Source organism: Aeromicrobium sp. IC_218 (assembly GCF_004336805.1).
GTDB lineage: Bacteria > Actinomycetota > Actinomycetes > Propionibacteriales > Nocardioidaceae > Aeromicrobium.
In genome coordinates this window covers 286,779-302,450 of record NZ_SJXM01000003.1, presented here as the reverse complement: position 1 = coordinate 302,450, position 15,672 = coordinate 286,779, and the positions used below count along the sequence as shown (strand labels likewise).

Sequence of the window (15,672 nt, the reverse complement as noted above, 5' to 3'; positions counted from 1 at the left end):
TCAGCGGTACCGCAGGTGGGCCAGGTAGGACTCGGCGTTGCGCCGGGTCTCGCCGACCGAGTCACCCCCGAACTTCTCCAGCGCGGTGTCGGCGAGCACGAGCGCCACCATCGCCTCGGCCACGATGCCGGCCGCCGGCACCGCGCAGACGTCCGAGCGCTGGTGGTGCGCCGCTGCCTCCTCGCCGGTGCTGACGTCGACCGTGCGCAGCGCGCGCGGGACGGTGGCGATCGGCTTCATGGCGGCGCGGACGCGCAGCACCTCGCCGGTCGTCATGCCGCCCTCGACGCCGCCGGAACGGCCCGAGACGCGGCGGATGCCGTCCTCGGTGGGCACGATCTCGTCGTGCGCGAGCGAGCCGGGCGTGCGGGCCAGCTCGAAGCCGTCGCCGAGCTCGACGCCCTTGATCGCCTGGATGCCCATGAGCGCGGCGGCCAGCCGTGCGTCGAGACGCTTGTCCCACATCGTGTGCGAGCCGAGTCCCGGCGGCAGGCCGTGCACGACGACCTCGACGACGCCGCCGAGCGTGTCGCCGTCCTTGTGGGCCTGGTCGATCTCGGCGACCATCGCGGCGCTGCCGGCAGGGTCGAAGCAGCGCACCGGGTCGGCGTCAAGCCGGTCGCGGTCGGCGCGCGTCGGCAGGGCCGTGCCCGGGCTGGCGGCGGCGCCGATCGAGACGACGTGCGAGACGAGCGTGACGCCGAGCGCCTGCTCCAGGAACTGCGCGGCGACCTCGCCGAGGGCGACGCGGGCCGCCGTCTCGCGGGCGCTGGCGCGCTCCAGGATCGGGCGGGCCTCGTCGAAGTCGTACTTCTGCATGCCGGCGAGGTCGGCGTGCCCCGGACGCGGGCGGGTCAGCGGGGCGTTGCGCGCCGACCCGACGAGCTCCTCGGGGTCGACCGGGTCGGCCGACATGACCTTCTCCCACTTGGGCCACTCGCTGTTGCCGATGCGCAGCGCGACCGGGCTGCCGAGCGTGGAGCCGTGGCGCAGGCCGCCGACGACCTCGAGCTCGTCGGCCTCGAACTTCATGCGGGCGCCGCGGCCGTAGCCGAGCCGGCGGCGCGCGAGCGCGTCCTGGACGTCCTTGCTGGTCACCTGCACGCCGGCCGGGAGGCCCTCGAGCACGGCCATGAGCGCGGGGCCGTGGGACTCACCGGCGGTCAACCATCGAAGCATGGCCAGATTCTCCCACGGGTGCCTCGGCGCCCCGTGCCCCCGCCCGAGGACCGGTCAGCCGCCCAGGACGAGCGGCTGCCACAGGACGCCGACGAAGGCGCCCGCGACGAGGTACGGACCGAACGCGAACTGCTTGGGATCGATGCGGCCCAGGCGGCCGAGCACCAGCCCGAGCACCGCGGCCAGGACGAACCCGGCGTACACCCCGACGAACAGCTCCATCCAGCCCGACGCCGCCAGCGTCAGTCCCAGCGCGGGCGACAGGCGCACGTCGCCGTAGCCGAGGCCGCGCGGGGCCACGAACCAGAACGCGGCGAACAGCACGAACAGGCCCGCTCCCCCGGCCAGCGCCCGCCACAGCAGGTCGAGGTCGTGCTCGAGGGCGGCGGCCACGACCACGAGGCCGAGCACCGCGACGTTGAGCGGCAGCACGAGCCGCTTGGGCAGCAGCCGGGTGCGGGCGTCCACGTAGGCGAGCAGCAGACCGGCCGGGACGAGCAGCGTCCAGACGACCAGCACGGCGTCCGGCTCGACGACGAGGCCGACGACGCCGGTGAGCACGGCCGACGCGACGGCCAGCAGCAGCTCGAGCCGGGGCGCCGCGGCCAGGGCGGCGTACGTGGGCTTGGCGTCGGGGGCGTCGTCCGGCTCGGGCACGCGGGCCAGGACGCGCGGGGCGGACCAGCCGAGGACGGCGGCGACGAGGCAGGCGAGGACGACGAGCACGCTGGCACCCTAGCCGCGCGGCGCGGGTGCCGGGCGCCGCGTCCCCAGGCTCAGCGGGCCTCGAGCTCGGCGACGGCCGCCTCGCGCAGCCGCGCGGCGGGCACGGTCGATCCGGTCATCAGCTCGACCTGGCCCGCGGCCTGGTGGGCCAGCAGGTCCAGCCCGGTGACGAGCGGGACGCCGTGCACCGTGGCGGTCGCCGCCAGCGCGGTGGGCCAGGGGTCGTACAGGACGTCGAAGACGGCGCGGGAGGCGTCGACCAGGTCGTGCGCGTCGTGCCGGACGACGTCCGACGGCACGGTCGAGACCAGCAGGTCGACCTTGTCCAGGAAGGGGGCGTCGAACTCACGCACCACGACCTCGATGCGCTCGCCGCGCACCTGCTCGGCGAGCGAGGCGACGCGCGCCTTGTCACGCACCACGAGCTCGACGTGCTCCAGGCCGCGGACGAGCAGCCCGTGCAGCAGCGAGCGCGCGGTGGCGCCGCCACCCAGCACCCGGGCCGAGCTCACCGTGCCGACGCCCTGCTCGTCCAGCGCGGCCACCGCGCCGGTCGTGTCGGTGTTGTGCGCCCGCCAGCCGCCGCGCTCGGTGCGCACCAGCGTGTTGGCCACGCCGACGACCCGGGCGAACGGGTCGACCTCGTCAGCCAGGTCCAGGGCCGCCTGCTTCAGCGGCATGGTGCACGACAGTCCGCGCCACGACTCGTCCAGCCCGGCCAGGAACCCCGGCAGGGCGGCCTCGTCGACGTCGTGGGACTCGTACGTCCAGTCCAGGCCGAGGTCGGCGTACGCCCGCCGGTGCATGACCGGCGACAGCGAGTGCGCCACGGGCGAGCCGAGAACCGCGCAACGAGCTGTCATCAGCACTTGTCGCTCTCGCGGCAGAACTGCTGCAGCCGGTCGACCTCGCGCAGGTGCTCGGCGTAGGTCTCGGTGAACACCGTGCCGCCGTTCTCGGGGTCGGCCACGAAGTAGACCCAGTCGCCCGGCGTCGGGTTCAGCGCGGCCTCGATCGTCGCCTCGCCCGGCGAGCCGATCGGTCCGGGCGGCAGCCCCGGGAACTTGTAGGTGTTGTACTCGGAGTCCGAGTCGCGCTCCTCGGCGGTGGTGAACACGTCGCCCTCGCGGCCGCTGACGTACGCGACCGTGGAGTCCATCTGCAACGGCATGTCCTGCTCGAGCCGGTTGTAGATGACCCGGGCGGCCTTGCCGAAGTCCTCGTCGCGGTTGACCTCGTACTCCAGGATGCTGGCGATGATGAGGATCTCCTCCTTGGAGAAGCCCAGCTCCTTCGCCCGCGTGTCGATGTCGAGGTCCTCCTCGACGGCGATCGTCTTCTTGACCATCTGGCCCAGCAGGTCGGTGGCGGACGTGCCCGGCGGGACGGTGTACGTCGCCGGGTAGAGCCAGCCCTCGGGGTTGCCGTTCGCCTCGTCGGGCAGGCCGATCGTGTCGGGGTCCTCGAGGGCGGCCTCGAGGTCCTCCTGCGCGATCTCGGTGTTCTTGGCGATCGCCTCGACGATCTGGCCCACGCGAGCACCCTCGGGGATCGTGACCTTGCCCTCGACCCGGTTCTTGGGGTCGACGAGCTCCTTGAGCGCCCACTCGGCCGACATCTGCTTGCGGAGCTGGTAGAAGCCCGGCTGCAGCTGCGACCCGCGGTCGTCGCTGATCGAGAGCTGGTAGAACGCCTCGCGGCTCTTGACGACGCCGGCGTCGAACAGCGTGGTCGCGACGTCGGAGCCGGTGTCGCCCGACTTCACCTCCACGACGACCTCGCCACTGCCCTGGCCGGTGTAGTCCTCGGGTCCGTTGAGGAAGCTGTCGGCCTTCTTCCAGGCCCAGACGCTGCCGAACACGAGCGCACCGACGACCGCGAGCACGATCACCCAGCGCAGCGGCTTGACGTTGCGCTGCTTCTTCGGCGCACGGCGTCGCCCCGGGCCCGTCGGCCGATCCGGTTCCTTCTCCGGGTCGCCGAAGATTCCGAGCCCGTCGTCAGTCATGCGTCCTCACAAGGTCTCGCCGGGCGCACTGCCCCGGCTCCGCTCGGTGTCGAGTGCCGTCTGGAGGATCACGGTAGCGGCCGCCTGGTCGATGACCTGGCGCTTGCCGCGGCTCGCCTTGCCGCGTCCGGTCCGTCCGGCCTGACGCAGCATCGCGTCAGCGGTCATCGTAGTCATGCGCTCGTCGAACAGGCGGATGCCCACCGGCGCGACGGCGTCGCGGAGCTCCGCGGCGAAGGCGCGCACCTTCGCCGCGGCCGGGCCCTCGGCCCCCGACAGGCTCAGCGGCAGGCCGACCACGCACTCCACGACGTCGTGCTCGGCGGCCAGCGCCGCGAGGCGCGCGACCGCGTCACGGCCCGCCGGCACGGTCTCGACCGGCGTGGCGATCAGGCCGTCCGGGTCGCACGTGGCGACGCCGATGCGGGCGTCGCCCACGTCGATGCCGAGCCGACGACCGCGACGCATGCTCAGAGCGCGGCCTCGACGGCGGCCAGCGCGTCCGGCACGCCCGCGACGTTGGTGCCGCCGCCCTGCGCGACGTCGGCCTTGCCGCCACCGCGTCCGTCGATGTGCGACCCGACGACCTTGATCAGCTCGCCGGCGCTCAGGCCGCGCTGCTGCGCGGCGTCGTTGAGCGCCACGACCGCGGACGCCTTGCCGGCGTCGGTGCCGACGACGACCACGACGGCCGGACGGTCCTGGATGCGGCCGCGCACGTCGAGCGCGAGGCTGCGCACGTCGCCGCCGGACAGGCCCTCGGCGTGGTGGCCGACGTACGCGACGCCGCCGACGTCCTTGGCGCCGGACGCGAGGTCGCCGGCCGCACCGAGCACCTGGGCGGCCTTGATCTTCTCGGCCTCCTTCTCAACGGTGCGCAGGCGCTCGACCAGGTCGCCGACCCGGCCGGTGACGTCGTCGGAACGCACCTTCAGCAGGTCGGTCAGCTGGCGGACGATGTCGCGCTCACGGGCGAGGTACTCGAAGCCCTCCAGGCCGACGAGCGCCTCGACGCGGCGGTTGCCGGAGCCGACCGACGACTCGCCGGTCAGCACGACGGTGCCGATCTGCGACGAGCGGGCGACGTGCGTGCCGCCGCAGAGCTCGCGCGACCACGGGCCGCCGATCTCCACGACGCGGACGTCCTCGCCGTACGTCTCGCCGAACAGGGCGAGCGCGCCCCACTCACGTGCCTCGGGCAGGCTCATCACCTGCGCGGACACGGCCAGGTCCTGGCGCAGCGCGCGGTTGGCGACGTGCTCGACGTGCTGCACCTGGTCGGACGACAGCGCGCCGTTCCAGCCGAAGTCGAGCCGCAGGTAGCCGGGGCGGTTGTACGAGCCGGACTGCAGCGCGGTCGGACCGAGCACCTCGCGCAGGGCGGCGTGCACGACGTGCGTGCCCGAGTGCGCCTGGCAGGCGCCCAGGCGCCAGTCCGGATCGACGGACGCCTCGACGCCGGTGTCCTGGACGAGCTCGCCCTCCAGGACGCGCACCTGGTGCACGACCAGGCCCTTGATCGGACGCTGCACGTCGAGCACCTCGGCGCGGCCGCCGTCCCAGACCAGGTGGCCGGCGTCGGCGTTCTGGCCACCGGACTCGGCGTAGAACGGGGTGCGGTCGAGCACGACCTCGCCGACCTGGCCGGCGCCGAGCACCGAGCCGCTGCGGCCCTCGGACAGCACGGCGACGACCAGCGACTCGGTCGTCAGCGCGGTGTACGCCAGCCAGTCGGTCGGGCCGGACGCGTCGAGCGTCTCGCGGTAGACCGTCGTGTCGGCGTGCTGGCCCTTCTTGGCCTTCGCGTCGGCCTTGGCCCGCGCCTTCTGCTCGGCCATGAGCGAGCGGAAGCCCTGCTCGTCGACGCTCAGGCCCTGCTCGGCGGCCATCTCGAGGGTCAGGTCGATCGGGAAGCCGTAGGTGTCGTGCAGCGCGAACGCCTGCTCGCTGGCCAGCACCGAGGCGCCGGAGCGCTTCGTCTCGTCGGCCGCCTGGTCGAAGATCTGCGTGCCCTTGGCCAGCGTGCGGCGGAACGCGTCCTCCTCGGCGTACGCGACCTGGCTGATGCGCGCGAAGTCGCTCTCCAGCTCGGGGTAGGACGCCTTCATGCGCTCCATGCTCACCGGCAGCAGCTCGGGCAGCGCCGGGCCCTCGTAGCCGAGCAGGCGCATCGAGCGGACGGCGCGGCGCAGCAGGCGGCGCAGCACGTACCCGCGCGCCTCGTTGCCGGGGGTGACGCCGTCGCCCATGAGCATGAGGCCGGAGCGGACGTGGTCGGCGACGACGCGGAAGCGGACGTCGTCCTCGGCGTCGGCGCCGTACGCCTTGCCGGTCAGCTCGGCCGCGCGCTCGATGACCGGGAAGACCTCGTCGATCTCGTAGAGGTTCTCCTTGCCCTGGAGCAGGTAGGCGACGCGCTCCAGGCCCATGCCGGTGTCGATGTTCTTGGCCGGCAGCGGACCCTCGACGTCGAAGTCGTCCTTGGAGCGGACGGCGCTGAGCGACTCCTGCATGAAGACCAGGTTCCAGATCTCCAGGAAGCGGTCCTCGTCGGCGTTCGGGCCGCCGTCCGGTCCGTACTCGGGGCCCCGGTCGACATAGATTTCGCTGCACGGGCCACCGGGACCGGGCACGCCCATGTTCCAGTAGTTGTCCTTGAGGCCGCGCTCCTGGATGCGCTCGTCGGGCAGGCCGGCGACGTCCTTCCAGATCTGGCGCGCCTCGTCGTCGCTGGGCAGCACCGTGACCCAGATCTTCTCCGGGTCGAAGCCGAGCCCGCCGTCCTCGACCGAGCCGGTGATCAGGCTCCAGGCGAAGCGGATGGCGCCTTCCTTGAAGTAGTCGCCGAAGGAGAAGTTGCCGCACATCTGGAAGAAGGTGCCGTGGCGCGTGGTCTTGCCGACCTCCTCGATGTCGAGGGTGCGCACGCACTTCTGGACGCTCGTGGCGGTCGCGTACGGCGGCGTCTCCTGGCCCAGGAAGTACGGCTTGAACGGCACCATGCCGGCGTTGACGAACAGCAGCGTGGGGTCGTCGAGGAGCAGCGGCGCCGACGGGACGACCGTGTGCCCCGCCTTCTCGAAGTGGGCGAGGAATCGGCGGCGGATCTCCGCGGTCTCCATCAGAGTGTGTCCTTCTCGATCGCTGGGGGCGGAGCCTGCCGTCCGGGCAGCAGCTCCAGGGGGATGTCGAGGTCGCGGGCGATCTGCGCCTCGCGGGCGTCCATGCCCTCGCGCACCTCGGCGGCGAAGGCCTGCAGCCCGGTGGCCAGCGCGCCGGCCTGGTCGGCCAGGCCGGGGACGCTCAGCCGGTAGGCGGCGCGCCGGGCCTTGACCGAGGCGTAGGCCCCAGCGAGGCCGCCGGCCACGAAGGTCAGCAGACGGGCGTTCACGGGGCTCCTCCGCCGGGGTTGCCGCCGATCCAGGTGGGCGGGTCGGCGGGCGGGACGTGGGTGGTGCGCGCGGCCCGGCGGGCGGCGCGGGCGCGGGCGCGACGACGGCGACGGAAGTCGCGCCGGACCAGGCCGGAGATGCGGTCGCGGCTCTCGGGCCGCAGCGCGTGCGCCAGCCCGGCGCCGACGACGGACAGCCGCACGAGCGGACGTCCGAGGGTCGCGGCGACGACCTGCTGGTCGCTGGGCCGGACGACGACGCGGCCGTCGACGACGTGCACGTCGGGCTCGAGGTCGGTCTCGACGATCTCGGCGTCGACCACCTCGTCGTCGGCCGGCAGCGCCACGACCGCGGCGTCGCGCCGCTCGGGGGCGGGCGGCGCGGCGACGGGCTGGACGGGCGCGGCGGCCGGGGCCGTGCGGGCCTGCTCGGTCGCCGCCCGGAGCTCCTCGGTCGCCCGGCGCAGGCGGCGGGCGGCCACCAGCGCCGCGGCGGACGCCACCAGCGCGACGACCGCGAGCGCGGCCGCGCACACCAGCAGGACGTCGTCGGGCATGGTCACGAGGTTACCGGTCGGCGTCCGCGGCCGACGAGCGGACGGGTCGGCTCAGAACTTCGGGTTCGCGTAGAACTTCACGTGACCGCGCGGGCGCTTGATCTTGTGCACGCCACGCGGCTTGCCGATGCCGCCACGGGTGTCGACGTTGCCCTCGGCCAGCCAGACGTAGCTCGCGTTGTAGTCGACGACGATGCCCGCGTGGTGCGGGTTGCCGCCGCCCGGCGCGACGTAGGCGACGCGGCCGATCGCCGGCTTGGACGTCGTGCGTCCGCGCTTGCGCTCGGCGGCGACGGTCTTGGCGATCGAGTTCTTGCGGACGATCGCGTCGCCCTCGCCGGCGGCGTAGCTGACCCAGGCGGTGAAGTACGCGCACCAGGCGGCACCGGCGTCGGTGCGGCCCATCCAGCGGTTGTACTTGCTCTTGCGGTAGCCGGGCTCCTTGTAGCCGACCTGCGACAGCGCGACGGCGGCGATCGCCGACCGGTTCGCGCTGCTGGTCGCGACGGCGACGGTCTTGTCCTTCGCCTTGGAGTTCGTGTAGATGGCGCCCTTGCGGAACTTCTGCAGGCACGCGCCCTCGGCCAGGCCGCAGCGGGCGTCGCCCACGGGGGCGCCCATGCGGCCGGCGGGGCCGCCGTGGCGGCGGTACTCGGTGGCCGCGCGTCCGCGGATCACCCAGGTACGGCTGCCGTTCTGGACGAGCATGCCCTTCTTGTACGTGCGCCAGCGCACGCCGCCGGTGCCCTGCGTGCCGGACGTGGCCGAGCCCAGGATGAACCGCAGCGACGCCTGGCGCTGGCCGATCGAGTGCGAGCCGACGGCGGAGAGCCGGATGGTGCGCGTGCGGGTGCTGCCGACCTTCACGCGGTACTTGGCGGTGCCGGTCGGTCGCATCATGAAGCTGTAGCTGCCGCTGCTCGACGTGCGGGTCGTGCCGATCTGCACGGGTCGGTTCTTGCTGTTGTAGCGGTAGATCTTGACGGTCTTGCGCGCCGATCCCTTGCCGCGCAGCCAGACGTTCTCACCGCGCACGAAGCGCGTCTCGGTGCCGGAGTTCATGGTCACGGTGGCCGAGCCGGCGGCCGTGGCCGGCGCGTCGGCGACGGCCACGAAGGCCCCGGCGACGAGCGCCGAGGACGCAAGGAACGGCAGGATTCGACGGTGCACTGGTTTCCCCCTTGAGCAGGACACGGAAGAAACCGTAACCGCGGGTGACCCGGATCGCAGAATCAGCGCGGACGGCGGTCGCGCAGCACGGCGCGCACCGCCTGGAGCCGCTCGGCGACCCGCGCCTCGAACCCGTGCGGGCCCGGCGTGTAGTACTCAGTGCCGTCGACGTCGTCGGGGGCGTACTGCTGCTCCACGACGCCCCGCGGGTCGGCGTGCGGGTACCGGTAGTCGTGCCCGTGCCCGAGCTTCTTGGCCCCGGCGTAGTGCGCGTCGCGCAGCGCGGGCGGCACGGGCCCGACCTTGCCCGCGCGGACGTCCGACAGCGCGGCGTCGATCGCCGTGATGACCGAGTTGGACTTCGGCGCGGCGGCCAGGTGGATGACCGCCTGGGCCAGCGGGATGCGCGCCTCGGGGAAGCCGATCATTGCCACCGCCTGGGCCGTGGCGGTGGCCAGCGGCAGCGCGGTGGGGTCGGCCATGCCGATGTCCTCGCTGGCGTGGATCATGAGCCGCCGGGCGATGAACCGCGGGTCCTCCCCCGCCTCGATCATCCGGGCGAGGTAGTGCAGCGCCGCGTCGACGTCGGAGCCGCGGATGGACTTGATGAACGCACTGGTGACGTCGTAGTGCTGGTCGCCCTGGCGGTCGTAGCGCACGGCCGCCTTGTCGACCGCGAGCGCGGCGTCCTCGACGGTGACCTCGGCGTGGTCGCGCGCCTGGGCGGCGCCGGCGGCGGCCTCCAGGTAGGTCAGCGCCCGGCGTCCGTCTCCCCCGGCCAGCCGCACCAGGTGGTCGCGCGCCTCGTCGCTCAGCGTCACCGCGCCGGCCAGTCCGCGCTCGTCGGTGACCGCCCGGTCGACCAGGACGCCGATGTCGTCGTCGGTGAGGCTCTGCAGCGTCAGCAGCAGCGAGCGGCTCAGCAGCGGCGAGATGACGCTGAAGTGCGGGTTCTCGGTGGTGGCCGCCACGAGCGAGACCCAGCGGTTCTCCACGCCGGGCAGCAGCGCGTCCTGCTGGGCCTTGCTGAAGCGGTGGACCTCGTCGACGAACAGCACCGTCTCGACGCCGCTGCCGGCCAGCGCGCGGCGGGCGCCGGCGATGACGTCGCGGACCTCCTTGACGCCGGCCGACACCGCGGACACCTCGACGAAGCGCCGGTTCGTGTGCCGGCTGATGAGCGAGGCGAGGGTCGTCTTGCCCGTGCCGGGCGGGCCCCACAGCAGGATCGTCAGCGGCTTGTCGCCGTCGATCACCTGGCGCAGCGGCGAGCCGGGCTCCAGCAGGTGCTGCTGACCGACCAGCTCGTCGAGCGAGCGCGGACGCATCCGCACCGCGAGCGGGGCGGACGCGTGCTCGTTGCCGGCCAGGCTGCCGCTCCCCGGCTGCCGGGGCAGCTCGGGGGCGGAGTCGGGGAGGTCGAACAGGCCGTCGGACGTCACCGGACGAGCCTACCGAGGCGGGTCAGGCCTGCTCGTCCTTCGCCGTCGCCTCGTCGGACTTCGGCTTCGCGTCGACGCCGGCCTCCTTGCGCTGCTCGGCCGTGATCGGCGCCGGCGCCGCCGTCAGCGGGTCGTAGCCGCCACCGCTCTTGGGGAAGGCGATGACCTCGCGGATCGAGTCCGCGCCGGTCAACAGCGCGACCGTGCGGTCCCAGCCGAAGGCGATGCCACCGTGCGGCGGGGCGCCGAACTGGAACGCGTCGAGCAGGAAGCCGAACTTGTCCTCGGCCTCGGCCTCGTCGATGCCCATGATCGCGAAGACCTGCTTCTGCACGTCCTGGCGGTGGATACGGATGGAGCCGCCGCCGACCTCGTTGCCGTTGCACACCAGGTCGTAGGCCTGGGCCAGGGACGTGCCGGGCTCGGCGAGCGTCGCCGCGTCCTGCGGGGCGGTGAAGGCGTGGTGGACGGCCGTCCACTCGCCGCCGCCGACCGCGACGTCGCCGGCCTCGAGCTCGTTGACCGGCTCGAACATGGGCCAGTCGACGACCCACGCGAACGACCACGCCGACTCGTCGATCAGCTCGCAGCGGCGGCCGATCTCCAGGCGCGCGGCACCGAGCAGCATGCGGGTGCTCTTGGGGGCGCCCGCGCCGAAGAAGACGCAGTCGCCGGGCTTCGCGCCGACGTGGGCGGCCAGGCCCTCGCGCTCGGCGTCGGTGAGGTTCTTGGCCACCGGGCCGCCGAGCGTGCCGTCCTCCTGGACGAGCACGTAGGCCAGGCCCTTGGCGCCGCGCTGCTTGGCCCACTCCTGCCAGCCGTCGAGCTGGCGACGGGCCTGCGAGGCCCCGCCGGGCATGACGACGGCGCCGACGTACGGCGCCTGGAAGACGCGGAAGGTGGTGTCCTTGAAGTACGCGGTGCAGTCGGTCAGCTCGTTGCCGAAGCGCAGGTCGGGCTTGTCCGAGCCGTACTTGTTCATGGCGTCGGCGTACGTGATGCGCTGGAACGGACGCGGCAGCTCGACGTCGATGAGCCGCCAGATCTCGGCGTAGACCTCCTCGGCCAGGGCCATGACGTCGTCCTGGTCGACGAAGCTCATCTCGATGTCGAGCTGGGTGAACTCCGGCTGGCGGTCGGCGCGGAAGTCCTCGTCGCGGTAGCAGCGCGCGATCTGGTAGTAGCGCTCGAGACCGCCGACCATGAGCAGCTGCTTGAACAGCTGCGGGCTCTGCGGCAGGGCGTACCAGCTGCCCGGGTGGAGGCGGGCCGGGACGACGAAGTCCCGGGCGCCCTCGGGCGTCGAACGGGTCAGCGTGGGCGTCTCGACCTCGACGAAGTCGTGGCGGCCGAGCACCTCGCGCGCGGCGGCGCTCACCTTGCTGCGCAGGCGCAGCGCGGCGGCGGGGCCGCTGCGGCGCAGGTCGAGGTAGCGGTACTTGAGGCGCGCCTCCTCGCCGACGGCACCGGCGTTGGTGGCGTCGTCGATCGGGAACGGCAGCGGCGCGGACGTCGACAGGATCTCGACGTCGTCGGCGATGACCTCGATCTCACCGGTCGCGATGGCGCTGTTCTCGTTGCCCTCGGGGCGGCGCTCGACCGTGCCGGTGATCTTGAGGCAGAACTCGGCGCGCAGCTGGTGGGCCACGTCCTCGCGGACGACCACCTGCGAGACGCCGCTGGCGTCGCGCAGGTCGATGAAGGCGACACCGCCGTGGTCTCGGCGACGCGCGACCCATCCGGCGAGCGTGACCTGCTCGCCGACGTTCGCGGCGGTCAGGCTTCCGGCGGAGTGGGTGCGGATCACGAGGTGGTCTCCTTCGAGTCGGGGGTGACGATGCGGGGTGCCAGGTCGGCGGCGGGGGGCGTCCAGGACTGCGGGTCGGCGTCGACCTGGTCGCCGCTGCGGATGTCCTTGACCGAGTGGCCCCGGTCGTCGGCGGGCGGGAACCAGACGTACGGGATGCCGCGCCGCTCGGCGTGACGGATCTGCTTGCCGAGCTTGGCCGCGTTGGGCGCGACCTCGCAGGCGATGCCGCGGGCGCGCAGGGCGGTGGCCACGGCGCTGCTCTCGGCCCGGCGGTCCTCGTCGAACAGCGCGACGAGCACCGCCGAGGGCACCGAGCGGTCGGCGGTGTAGCCGTCGGCGACCAGCGGCCCGAGCAGGCGCGAGACGCCCAGCGAGATGCCCACGCCCGGGTACGTGCTGCGCCCGTCGCTGGCCAGCTGGTCGTAGCGTCCGCCCGAGCAGATCGAGCCGAGGTGGTCGTAGCCGCTCATGCGGGTCTCGAACACGGTGCCGGTGTAGTAGTCCAGGCCGCGCGCGATGCGCAGGTCGGCGGTGACCGTGACGGTGCCGGGAACGCCGGCGGCGCCCTCGATGACCTGGGCCAGCTCGGCCAGGCCCTGGTCGAGGAGCTCGTGCTCGACGCCGAGCGCCCGCACCTGCTCGACGAAGGACGTGTCGGTGGTGCAGATCTGGGCCAGGTCCAGGCACTTCGCGGCCTGGTCGTCGTCCAGGCCCTCCTTCAGGAGGAGCTCGACGATGCCCTCACGGGGCAGCTTGTCGAGCTTGTCGACGACGCGCATGACCGCGGCGGGGTCGGTGAGGCCGAGGCCGCGGTAGAAGCCCTCGAGCAGGCGGCGGTTGCTGACCTGGAGCGTCATCGGCGGCACGGGGAGGCCGGACAGCGCCTCGGCCATGACTCGCGCGACCTCGACGTCGAAGTGGAACGGCAGCACGTCGCGTCCGACGATGTCGATGTCGGCCTGGGTGAACTCGCGGTACCGGCCCTGCTGCGGCCGCTCGCCGCGCCACACCTTCTGGATCTGGTAGCGGCGGAACGGGAACTCGAGCTTGCCCTGGTTCTCCAGGACGTAGCGCGCGAACGGAACCGTCAGGTCGAAGTGCAGACCCAGGCCGGCGTCCTCGCCCTCCTCGGCGTGCAGCCGGCGCAGGACGTAGACCTCCTTGTCGATCTCGCCCTTGCGCAGCAGCTGGTCCATGGGCTCGACGGCACGCGTCTCGAGGTTGGCGAAGCCGTGCAGCTCGAACGTGCGGCGCAGGTGGTCGACGACCGACAGCTCCAGGAAGCGGTCGGCGGGCAGGTACTCGGGGAAGCCGCTGAGCGGCGTGGGCTTGGCCATCAGAGGAGCTCCGCCAGGAAGGGGTTGGTGGCGCGCTCCTGGCCGACGGACGTCTGAGGACCGTGGCCGGGCAGCACGACGACGTCGTCGCGCTGCGGCACGACGGCGTCGGTGAGGCTCTGGATCATCTGGGCGTGGTCTCCCCCGGTGAGGTCGGTGCGGCCGATCGACCCGGCGAACAGGAAGTCGCCGCTGAACATGAGCGCCGAGACGTCGTCGCGGTCGGGGTAGTCGGTCGTGTAGACGACGGTGCCGGGCGTGTGGCCGGGCACGTGGGTGACGGTGAGCGTCAGCCCGTCGACCTCGATGCGCGCGCCGTCGACGGCGTCGCGCACGTCGGCCGGCTCGGGCAGCTCGACGTCGCCGTCCAGGCCCAGCTGCGCGCGCAGCATGGCGGCGGACTCGTTCGAGATCGCGGCCATCGGCTGGGTCAGCAGGTGCCGGTCGGCCGGGTGGATCCAGACCGGGCAGCCGTGCTCCGCGGCCACGGCGTGCGCGTCCCACATGTGGTCGAAGTGCCCGTGGGTGACCAGCACCGCGGCGGGCGTCAGGTCGTGCTCGGCGGCCGCGGCACGGACGCCCTCGAGGGCGTCCTGACCGGGGTCGACGACGACGCACCCGGCCCCGCGGTCACGGGCGACGAGGTAGCAGTTCGCCTGCAGCGGACCGGCAGGGAAGGAGGCGACGAGCACGCGGGACAGCGTACGCGAGCGTGCTGGCGCGCCGCGAATGCCTCGCACCCTAGACTGTCGCCCATGAATGCAGCGGCCAACGACGAGCCCGGCACCACGGCAGCCCCCGAGCCCTGGGGACGCATCGACGCGGACGGCACCGTCTATCTCAGGACGGCCGAGGGTGAGCGGGTCATCGGGCAGTGGCTCGGTGGCGACGCGGCCGAGGGCCTGGCGATGTACGAGCGCCGCTTCGCCGGCCTGGAGATCGAAGTGGAGCTGCTCGAGAAGCGTCTCGCCGGCGGTGCCCTCTCCCCCGACGACGCCGGCAAGGCGATCGAGAAGGTCCGCGGCCAGGTGGCCGAGGCCCAGGTCATCGGCGACGTCGAGAGCCTGCGCACCCGGCTCGACGCGCTCGCCCCGCTGCTGGAGAAGCAGCGCGAGGAGCGCCGCGCGCAGAAGGCGGCCAAGGCCCAGCTCGCGGTCACCGAGAAGACGCGCATCAGCGAGGAGGCCGAGCGCATCGCCGGCTCCGACGAGTGGCGCCGCGGCGCCGACCGCATGCGCGAGCTGCTCGAGGAGTGGAAGGCGCTCCCCCGCGTCGACAAGAAGACCGACGACGAGCTGTGGCACCGTTTCTCGTCCGCCCGCACCACCTACACCCGCCGCCGCAAGGCCCACTTCGGCGAGCAGGCCCAGCAGCGCGACGCCGCGCAGAAGATCAAGGAGCGCCTGGTCACCGAGGCCGAGGCGCTGTCCTCGTCCACCGACTGGGGACGCACCGCCGGCCAGTACCGCGACCTGATGCAGCAGTGGAAGGCGGCCGGCCCCGCGCCGCGCAACGTCGACGAGAAGCTGTGGCGCAAGTTCCGTGGCGCGCAGGACGCGTTCTTCCAGGCCCGTGACGAGGCCAACGCCGCGCTCGACGCCGAGTTCGCGGTCAACGCCGAGGTCAAGGAGCAGATCCTGGTCGAGGCCGAGGCGCTGCTGCCCATCACCGACCCGGACGCCGCCCGCCGTGCCTGGCACGACATCGCCGACCGCTGGGAGGCGGCCGGCAAGGTCCCGCGCGCCCGCATCAAGGAGCTGGAGGGCCGCATCCGCAAGGTGGAGCAGGCCGTCCGTGCCGCCGGCGAGGAGCAGTGGAACCGCACCGACCCGGAGAAGTCGGCACGTGCCGACGACATGATCGGCAAGCTGGAGCGGGCGATCGCCGAGATCTCCGCCCAGCTCGAGCAGGCCAAGGCGTCCGGCGACGCCCGCAAGGTCGCCGAGCTGGAGCAGAACCTCGCCTCGCGCCAGTCCTTCCTGGACATGGCCCGCCGCGCGGCCGCCGACTTCTCCTAGCAACTCACCGCCCCGCGGCTCCGCCGCGAACTGG

The 15,672-nt window shown here is 73.0% G+C and carries 14 protein-coding genes; 1 reads left to right on the top strand and 13 read right to left on the bottom strand.

What is annotated here, in order from left to right:
* From aroC to E0W78_RS05525, 13 genes are all read right to left on the bottom strand, one after another.
* The gene (gene aroC / locus E0W78_RS05585; RefSeq protein ID WP_207392644.1) at positions 1-1,179 is read right to left on the bottom strand and encodes a chorismate synthase; all 1,179 of its coding nucleotides are present in this window, start codon (positions 1,177-1,179) and stop codon (positions 1-3) included.
* 54 nt (positions 1,180-1,233) lie between these two features.
* Entirely contained in the window at positions 1,234-1,905 is a 672-nt protein-coding gene (locus tag E0W78_RS05580) for an A24 family peptidase (protein WP_131402856.1), read from the bottom strand.
* Between the two features lie 50 nt (positions 1,906-1,955).
* Positions 1,956-2,768 (bottom strand): shikimate dehydrogenase, encoded by an 813-nt coding sequence (locus E0W78_RS05575; RefSeq protein WP_278249423.1) that lies wholly within the window; start codon positions 2,766-2,768, stop codon positions 1,956-1,958.
* Positions 2,768-3,913, bottom strand: coding sequence for an endolytic transglycosylase MltG (gene mltG / locus E0W78_RS05570; RefSeq protein ID WP_131402854.1), 1,146 nt, complete (start codon positions 3,911-3,913; stop codon positions 2,768-2,770). The genes E0W78_RS05575 and mltG overlap by 1 nt, the downstream gene beginning before the upstream one ends.
* Before the next feature lie 6 nt (positions 3,914-3,919).
* Positions 3,920-4,381 (bottom strand): Holliday junction resolvase RuvX, encoded by a 462-nt coding sequence (gene ruvX, locus E0W78_RS05565; protein ID WP_131402853.1) that lies wholly within the window; start codon positions 4,379-4,381, stop codon positions 3,920-3,922.
* A gap of 2 nt (positions 4,382-4,383) precedes the next feature.
* Positions 4,384-7,035: an alanine--tRNA ligase gene (gene alaS, locus E0W78_RS05560; RefSeq protein WP_131402852.1), complete on the bottom strand. Its 2,652-nt coding sequence runs from the start codon at positions 7,033-7,035 to the stop codon at positions 4,384-4,386.
* Complete coding sequence (locus tag E0W78_RS05555) at positions 7,035-7,304, bottom strand: DUF6167 family protein (RefSeq protein ID WP_131402851.1); 270 nt, start codon at positions 7,302-7,304, stop codon at positions 7,035-7,037. Before E0W78_RS05555 ends, alaS begins: the two co-directional genes overlap by 1 nt.
* On the bottom strand, positions 7,301-7,861 hold the full coding sequence (locus tag E0W78_RS05550) for a hypothetical protein (RefSeq protein WP_131402850.1): 561 nt from the start codon (positions 7,859-7,861) through the stop codon (positions 7,301-7,303). Before E0W78_RS05550 ends, E0W78_RS05555 begins: the two co-directional genes overlap by 4 nt.
* Before the next feature lie 51 nt (positions 7,862-7,912).
* On the bottom strand, positions 7,913-9,031 hold the full coding sequence (locus E0W78_RS05545; protein WP_131402849.1) for a hypothetical protein: 1,119 nt from the start codon (positions 9,029-9,031) through the stop codon (positions 7,913-7,915).
* A 62-nt stretch (positions 9,032-9,093) separates the two neighbouring features.
* On the bottom strand, positions 9,094-10,473 hold the full coding sequence (locus E0W78_RS05540; RefSeq protein ID WP_207392643.1) for a replication-associated recombination protein A: 1,380 nt from the start codon (positions 10,471-10,473) through the stop codon (positions 9,094-9,096).
* Positions 10,474-10,495: 22 nt separating this feature from the next.
* The gene (aspS, locus tag E0W78_RS05535; RefSeq protein ID WP_131402848.1) at positions 10,496-12,280 is read right to left on the bottom strand and encodes an aspartate--tRNA ligase; all 1,785 of its coding nucleotides are present in this window, start codon (positions 12,278-12,280) and stop codon (positions 10,496-10,498) included.
* The gene (gene hisS / locus E0W78_RS05530) at positions 12,277-13,620 is read right to left on the bottom strand and encodes a histidine--tRNA ligase (RefSeq protein WP_131402847.1); all 1,344 of its coding nucleotides are present in this window, start codon (positions 13,618-13,620) and stop codon (positions 12,277-12,279) included. Before hisS ends, aspS begins: the two co-directional genes overlap by 4 nt.
* The gene (locus tag E0W78_RS05525; RefSeq protein ID WP_131402846.1) at positions 13,620-14,312 is read right to left on the bottom strand and encodes an MBL fold metallo-hydrolase; all 693 of its coding nucleotides are present in this window, start codon (positions 14,310-14,312) and stop codon (positions 13,620-13,622) included. The genes hisS and E0W78_RS05525 overlap by 1 nt, the downstream gene beginning before the upstream one ends.
* A 63-nt stretch (positions 14,313-14,375) precedes the next feature.
* Here E0W78_RS05525 and E0W78_RS05520 point away from each other — a divergent pair, with 63 nt between their 5' ends.
* Positions 14,376-15,638, top strand: a complete 1,263-nt coding sequence (locus tag E0W78_RS05520; protein ID WP_131402845.1) for a DUF349 domain-containing protein — start codon at positions 14,376-14,378, stop codon at positions 15,636-15,638.
* The last annotated feature ends 34 nt before the right edge of the window (positions 15,639-15,672 follow it).